General features: G+C 40.9%; 8 protein-coding genes and 1 pseudogene. 7 read left to right on the top strand and 2 right to left on the bottom strand.

All coding sequences use genetic code 11. The features are described from left to right. Positions 1 to 1025, top strand: a 1025-nt coding sequence (locus E0Y80_RS20390) for an RHS repeat domain-containing protein (protein WP_197091703.1), incomplete at its 5' end; no start/stop codon positions are given. A gap of 218 nt (positions 1026 to 1243) precedes the next feature. Here the strand turns inward: E0Y80_RS20390 and E0Y80_RS20385 are convergent. After that, a complete protein-coding gene (locus tag E0Y80_RS20385; RefSeq protein WP_156309489.1) occupies positions 1244 to 1915 on the bottom strand; it encodes a hypothetical protein in 672 nt (223 codons plus the stop codon). Positions 1916 to 1969: 54 nt separating this feature from the next. After that, complete coding sequence (locus E0Y80_RS20380) at positions 1970 to 2215, bottom strand: helix-turn-helix transcriptional regulator (protein WP_156309488.1); 246 nt, start codon at positions 2213 to 2215, stop codon at positions 1970 to 1972. A 132-nt stretch (positions 2216 to 2347) separates the two neighbouring features. Between E0Y80_RS20380 and E0Y80_RS21055 the strand changes: the two genes are divergently transcribed. From E0Y80_RS21055 to E0Y80_RS20355, 6 genes and pseudogenes are all read left to right on the top strand, one after another. Continuing rightward, complete coding sequence (locus E0Y80_RS21055; RefSeq protein ID WP_394350250.1) at positions 2348 to 2473, top strand: hypothetical protein; 126 nt, start codon at positions 2348 to 2350, stop codon at positions 2471 to 2473. Beyond that, the gene (locus E0Y80_RS21050) at positions 2463 to 2540 is read left to right on the top strand and encodes a SymE family type I addiction module toxin (protein ID WP_394350249.1); all 78 of its coding nucleotides are present in this window, start codon (positions 2463 to 2465) and stop codon (positions 2538 to 2540) included. The genes E0Y80_RS21055 and E0Y80_RS21050 overlap by 11 nt, the downstream gene beginning before the upstream one ends. Continuing rightward, on the top strand, positions 2533 to 3699 hold the full coding sequence (locus tag E0Y80_RS20370) for an RHS repeat domain-containing protein (RefSeq protein ID WP_156309487.1): 1167 nt from the start codon (positions 2533 to 2535) through the stop codon (positions 3697 to 3699). The genes E0Y80_RS21050 and E0Y80_RS20370 overlap by 8 nt, the downstream gene beginning before the upstream one ends. A gap of 63 nt (positions 3700 to 3762) precedes the next feature. After that, on the top strand, positions 3763 to 4164 hold the full coding sequence (locus tag E0Y80_RS20365; protein WP_156309486.1) for a nucleotidyltransferase family protein: 402 nt from the start codon (positions 3763 to 3765) through the stop codon (positions 4162 to 4164). 2 nt (positions 4165 to 4166) lie between these two features. Then, entirely contained in the window at positions 4167 to 4595 is a 429-nt protein-coding gene (locus E0Y80_RS20360; RefSeq protein ID WP_156309485.1) for a DUF5958 family protein, read from the top strand. A 1099-nt stretch (positions 4596 to 5694) separates the two neighbouring features. Further along, positions 5695 to 5886, top strand: a pseudogene (locus E0Y80_RS20355) (RteC domain-containing protein); the annotation flags it as partial.

Raw genomic sequence — 5886 nt, 5'->3', positions numbered from 1 at the left:
TGATCGTAACGGAAGGGGGGTACCTGCAGAACAGCAGCGGGACGTATGTGTTCCACTACAACCTGACGGACCACCTGGGCAACGTTCGGGCGGTGATCAAAAAGGGCTCTACGGATACGGCCTCCACCATCGTACAGAAACAGGACTATTATGCGTTCGGAAAGACCAGGGCTATTGTAACCGGAGGGATAAACAGCTATCTTTACAATGGCAAGGAGCGACAGGCGGAGCTGGGGGACCAGCTGGATTACGGGGCAAGGTTCTACGATGCGGAGATAGGTAGGTGGAACGTGGTGGATCCACTGGCGGAAGAGATGCGACGACATTCTCCGTACAACTATGCATTCAATAATCCAATAAGCTTTATCGATCCAGATGGGATGCAACCTCGTCCACCGAGGAGGGTTCCTTATGCGCATATGAGAAACAATTATCAAAGAATGTCTTTTAGGACTACGGCAACTTATACTAGATCTGTTAATCGGTATAGGCAAACAAATACTTTTTACAGAGAACAGATTGAACCTAATCATAGTTATATAAGTCTTTATGAGACTGACTCAAAAGCAACATCACCACAGATTACTAATAATAATACCGCTGGACAAGCGTTATCAAAAGCCATTGAGTTTGCGGATGCAGTAATAACGATGACACAAACCGTTACCCAGGAAAAAACAGGAGGGGTCAGTAGATCAGGAACAGGATATACCGTGTCATTCAGTGATCCTAGCGTTCAAAAGCAGTTTGATAAGAAGCAACAGGAGTTTAATAGTAAGGTTGAATTAGCTGTCGCCAAAATACCAAAACCAGACATTGATGTTAGTACGATAAATTCTCAAGAAGCGTTTGACAAAGCGACCAAACAGATTAAGGAGTACAATACCAGAGTTGAATTTACCCGAGCGAGTTTTGGTCCATCACCATTACAGAAAGTAGTTAACTACTGGCTCAACAATAAAAGCGAATTTGTGAAGAAGGAAAAGGTAGAAAGACTTCCCTCGATCTCTCCTAGTATGCACTAAAAGCTAATATTATGTCTATGAATCGGAGGCAGATAAAAAGTAAAAAGAAAGAACAAAGCGATAAAGGCTCTGGAAAGTTGCACATTGTATGGCGTATTACAATATTGTTGTACATTGTTATCTTGCTGTACTTTCTGTTTACATGTGGTGGTAACGGAGCCGATTGGTTTCCAGGGAAACCTATATATACAAGATAGTTTAAGTAGAACAAGTAGCATTCAACTGTAGATGAATTTGTGAGCTTGTTCTACCTGTTTTTTTATGTCTTTTTTAAGATAGTCTGTCCAGTAAGAATTACTGGAATTGGGATAAAGTAATGCGATTGCGTAGGTTGTAACTTCAATGGGGAGGTATCCGGTTCGTTTCAAAGACCATTTTTGATGATATTCGTCTTGCCACTGATTAAAAGAAAAAGTTGAATTACCAATAAATATACCAAACCCAAAGTAGATCGCTGTCAAATCAGTCAGGTATTCTTCATCTTCCTCTGGATCTCCAAGAGTCAATAGCTTGATGTGGGCAACTTCATGTGCGATTGTCGCAATAACTGACGTGAAATCCGCCAATTGCTGATTGTTCAACGCTATTACGTGCCGACCGTTATCATTTTGATAATAGATACCTTCAGGTAAATCTTCTTCCTCTTCCATTCTAATGCCATCTATTAGGGGTGATGCATCAAAAAATTGTAATTCTATGTCATCCACAGAGACCATGATTTGCTTACATACGAAATCTAATATTGGTTTTATATCTGCTTCCCTTCCATAAAAATCGGAAGGAAAATTGTCTTTTGTTGGGGTGATAATGTCAGGGTGCTGACCAAACTGTTCCTTAAGCCAAAGGATGTTTGCTTCGGTCCACTCCCTGTCCTCAGGAGTTATTGACATCTTTGGTTTGAAAGGCCACATGGTGTAATGTTATGTCTACTTTAAAATACAGTGTTATTGCGCATAGGCTTTACCGGTCTTTGCATCCCTTATAATGGCATTTGCCAGAAAGAGTAGCTTATCCTTTATCGAGGGTTCGAGACCCTCTGCGATCTTCCTTGCCACCTCGATGGACGGTGATGCCTCTCCGCGCTCGTACCTACCTATGATTTCCCTTGACACGCCTGCGATCTTCACGAGGTTTCCCTGTGAAAGCATATTTACCTTCTTAAGGGAGGTAATCTTGTCCCCTGTGTTCATGATAATGCACAAAAGTGTTTGAAATCGTTTTTATATTATCAAAAATAGGGAACAAAAGTTGATAAAAAAATAGCTTCTTTGTAAAAACAAATCATTGTTTACGTTTATGCAATATTATTTACGTAATTTTTTTTGATTTGGCAATCAGGAGATCAGAAACGCAAAACTGCAGCTGAAATACCGCTCCCTCAGCTACGGGAGCAAGTTTGTGCCGGAACTCCGGCTATTGGGCGTATGGCTGGAGGAAATGGGCTTTAGCGGCGGCAAAAAGGTTGAGATCGATATCAGCAGGGGCAAGCTTGTAATCACGGCCAACAATGGGTAAACTGGTTGCCGACTGGGGCAGGCGTATCGCCTCGAAGGAGCTGGCGGTCACGCTGAACTACCAGGATGACGGAACGGTGCAGTACAACGGGAACATCTCGCGGCAGCAGTGGCGCCACGGTTCGGATGCCCTGAGCACGTTCAGCTACAGCTATGATAGATTGAACCGTCTGACCAACGGCACGAGCAGCGGGGCCCGGGAGATGAGCGAGGTGCTGGTCTATGACGACATGGGCAACATCCTGAGCCTGAACCGGGACGGACAGACGACAGCATATGGCTATCTGAACTCGGGTCGGAGCAACCGTCTGGACCGGCTTACGGGAGGGTTTATCGGCAGCACGCCAAAGGTCTACAGCTATGATGTGAACGGCAATGCGACAGTGGACCGGATGGGTACGGCCTTTACCTATAACCACCTGAACCTGCCCAAGACGGCCAGCAGGACGGGAGTTTCGGTATCCTACCAGTACGACGCCCTGGGCACCAAGCTCCAGAAGTACTCGAATGTTGGCGGTATCCAGACCACGCGCGACTATGTCAGGGGCATTGAATACAAGAAGGAGGGAGCGGGTTCCCGGGCAATTGACCTGATCGTAACGGAAGGGGGGTACCTGCAGAACAGCAGCGGGACGTATGTGTTCCACTACAACCTGACGGACCACCTGGGCAACGTTCGGGCGGTGATCAAAAAGGGCTCTACGGATACGACCTCCACCATCGTACAGAAACAGGACTATTATGCGTTCGGCAAGACCAGGGCTATTGTAACCGGAGGGATAAACAGCTATCTTTACAATGGCAAGGAGAGACAGGCGGAGCTGGGGGACCAGCTGGACTACGGGGCAAGGTTCTACGATGCGGAAATCGGAAGGTGGAACGTGGTGGATCCAATGTCAGAGAAGGTGCGTAGGCACTCACCTTACAACTATGCGTTCGATAATCCTATTATGTTTATTGATCCTGATGGTATGGTCCCACGTTATAATTGGGAGGAACATGATAGAGGAAAGGTGGGAGTATATACTGATGAAAAAACAGGAAACAAAGTTGAATTAGAACAAGTAATGGATCATTTTGGACAAGGTGGCGATCAGAAAGATCCGCCTCAGGGCCCACCAACTTGGATGAATAATTCTTTCTTAACTAGTTTTTTTTAAGCAATAAGTGCAAGAGAAATAAAAAATGCTGAAGCCGCAATAGAAGTTTACAGAAAAGAGGGCATGAAATCTTATATTTACCAAAGTATAGGGGATGCTCATTCGGAGATAAGGTTCGGCTTTGCAGCAGGTGAATATGCAGGCTTTCGGGGATTAGCAACAACTTTAAAAGCCGCTAAAACGGGAAAAAGTTTATTAAGGGCAGGTGAATTGGCAAGAATAGAAAATGCTGCAACCCGTATAGGTAAGCCTATAAATGTGGTCGGCAGTAGGGCTAGTGGTACAGCTAAAGCTACTTCGGATTGGGATTATGTGATAGAAAGCTTGACTAATAAGCAGTGGAAGCAGATTAAGAACTCATTGCCAGGAGCGCCATCTAAAATTGATAATTTACCAAGGATGATAGACATCTTCAAGGGGCCTGTCGATCCAACTAAACCATTCATTACAATTTTTCCAAAATAAATATGGTACTGCAAGATGAAATACTGGTAAATAAGTTTGGTCAGGGTTTGACTAGCTATGAAGTTTTACTCAATAAATTTCAGTTGTTTGACCTGGTGCATAGGAATAAATTTTTAAATGACCTGCTCTTTTTGGTTTTACAATCAAAACCTACCGATGAAGACATTGGCGATACGATACGTGATAGTGGCCTAAAACCAACATTTACGCCCTGCGTTCTTTTGCTCAAAGGGGTAACTTATCATAATTTGAAAAAGATTGCAGAGCTACCAGTTGGGGAGCAGGAAAAGGTTCTGAAATTGTTTTTAAGCTTATTTAGAGTTTCTTATCAGCGGAGGTTTAAATTAGAAAGGAACGATCCTAATAAATGGTGGTATTGGGATCTGTCTAAAGATGAGAATGTCAAAAAAATTCTAGATCAAATGTCTTAAAAAAACAAAGCCCGATTGGAATGAAAATGTAAAAGTAAAAATTGAAAAATTGAGATATCGCGAATTGAAAAGCAGATTATATAATCCTTTTGTATGGTGTTTTGGGTACAGAAATCTTTGGACAAATTCTGAGATTAGAGATGAATACCATCCATTGGTATCAGAGTCAGGAAAGGCAAATTAATATAAAAAATTATTAGTGTCCAATTAAGAAAAAAAAGACCGGGAATTTCTAGTTTAAAATTAACGAACAAGTTGTATTAATCTAGGAGAGTCTTCAGCGTAAACATAAAGAATGGAAACAAAACAGTTATGAAGCAATTCGCTGAATTACTTTAATAGTTACTGTTCCAAAAGAAGCAAATTTTGCTAATAAAAGTACAAGATCTTTTAGATGCTAATACAGGTCTGCTATAGGAAACTCGAACTGCGTCCGATTTTCCTGCAAATGTTACCACCTTTCCAGTCGCTGGTAAAGGAACCGCTATCAAGTATCATGTAATCAGCAATTTTGATGATTAAGGGTTTTGTGATGCTTCAACACTTCCTGAATCCGGTATTACAACAAGTAAGAAAATATGTTCATGCAGAATCATATAAAAAACAATATCTGTAAATGAAAATGTATTATCAGTAATAATAAGGGCAAGTTTTTTTTGATGGAATTTAGTGTTTTTATTCAGAATATCCTGGATAAATTTTTGCAAACAAGGAGTATAACTTCATTGTTGGGTAGCTGGGGATTTAGGACAATTAGCCAAAATGTATCTTCTCTTTTTTACTAAAAAGATTAATATAGCCAAAATTGGCTAATAAAGAGTAACTTACAATAGTGAAAAACTTTATCGGTAACGATTTAGTAATGGTGCACACTGCGCTTACTTTCATTGAATTACCTTGTAAATCATCATTGCAAATTTAATAAATAAAAGGGTAAAGTCTATAAGGCTTTACCCTTTTTGCACACAATATTCAAAAAAATCTTTCCCAATATGGGGAAACCTGTGGTGTTGGTTTCAATATTATTTCCAAATTTTGGCATACCAAGAACTAGATGAGTTCTGAATAAAATTCTGCAAACTTTAAAAACATCTATGCTATGGAAATTATATTGAGTAAAATATTATCAGAAATTCGGCATAAGGAGGACAAAATTTCTTCTCAAATGATACGGTCATCTGATGAAGCATATCAAATGACTTTGTTTCTAAATGAAATGTTGTGTGCTATTAAAACTGAAGTATTGCAAGTTGGATTTTTAAATGAAGATCAAGAGGTTGATTTCTTTAAG

It is taken from the genome of Sphingobacterium endophyticum, from assembly GCF_009733535.1.
In the GTDB taxonomy this organism is placed as follows: Bacteria; Bacteroidota; Bacteroidia; order Sphingobacteriales; family Sphingobacteriaceae; genus Sphingobacterium; species Sphingobacterium endophyticum.
The sequence above is the reverse complement of the archived record's forward strand: the minus strand, read 5'-3'. Positions and strand labels throughout refer to the sequence as shown.

What these genes read in the sequence shown, in the direction of transcription:
- E0Y80_RS20365 (WP_156309486.1), top strand. Translation starts at nt 3,763, where the DNA reads ATGAAATCTTATATTTACCAAAGTATAGGGGATGCTCATTCGGAGATA.
- E0Y80_RS21050 (WP_394350249.1), top strand. Translation starts at nt 2,463, where the DNA reads ATGGGCTTTAGCGGCGGCAAAAAGGTTGAGATCGATATCAGCAGGGGC.
- E0Y80_RS20360 (WP_156309485.1), top strand. Translation starts at nt 4,167, where the DNA reads ATGGTACTGCAAGATGAAATACTGGTAAATAAGTTTGGTCAGGGTTTG.
- E0Y80_RS20380 (WP_156309488.1), bottom strand. Translation starts at nt 2,215, where the DNA reads ATGAACACAGGGGACAAGATTACCTCCCTTAAGAAGGTAAATATGCTT.
- E0Y80_RS20370 (WP_156309487.1), top strand. Translation starts at nt 2,533, where the DNA reads ATGGGTAAACTGGTTGCCGACTGGGGCAGGCGTATCGCCTCGAAGGAG.
- E0Y80_RS20385 (WP_156309489.1), bottom strand. Translation starts at nt 1,915, where the DNA reads ATGTCAATAACTCCTGAGGACAGGGAGTGGACCGAAGCAAACATCCTT.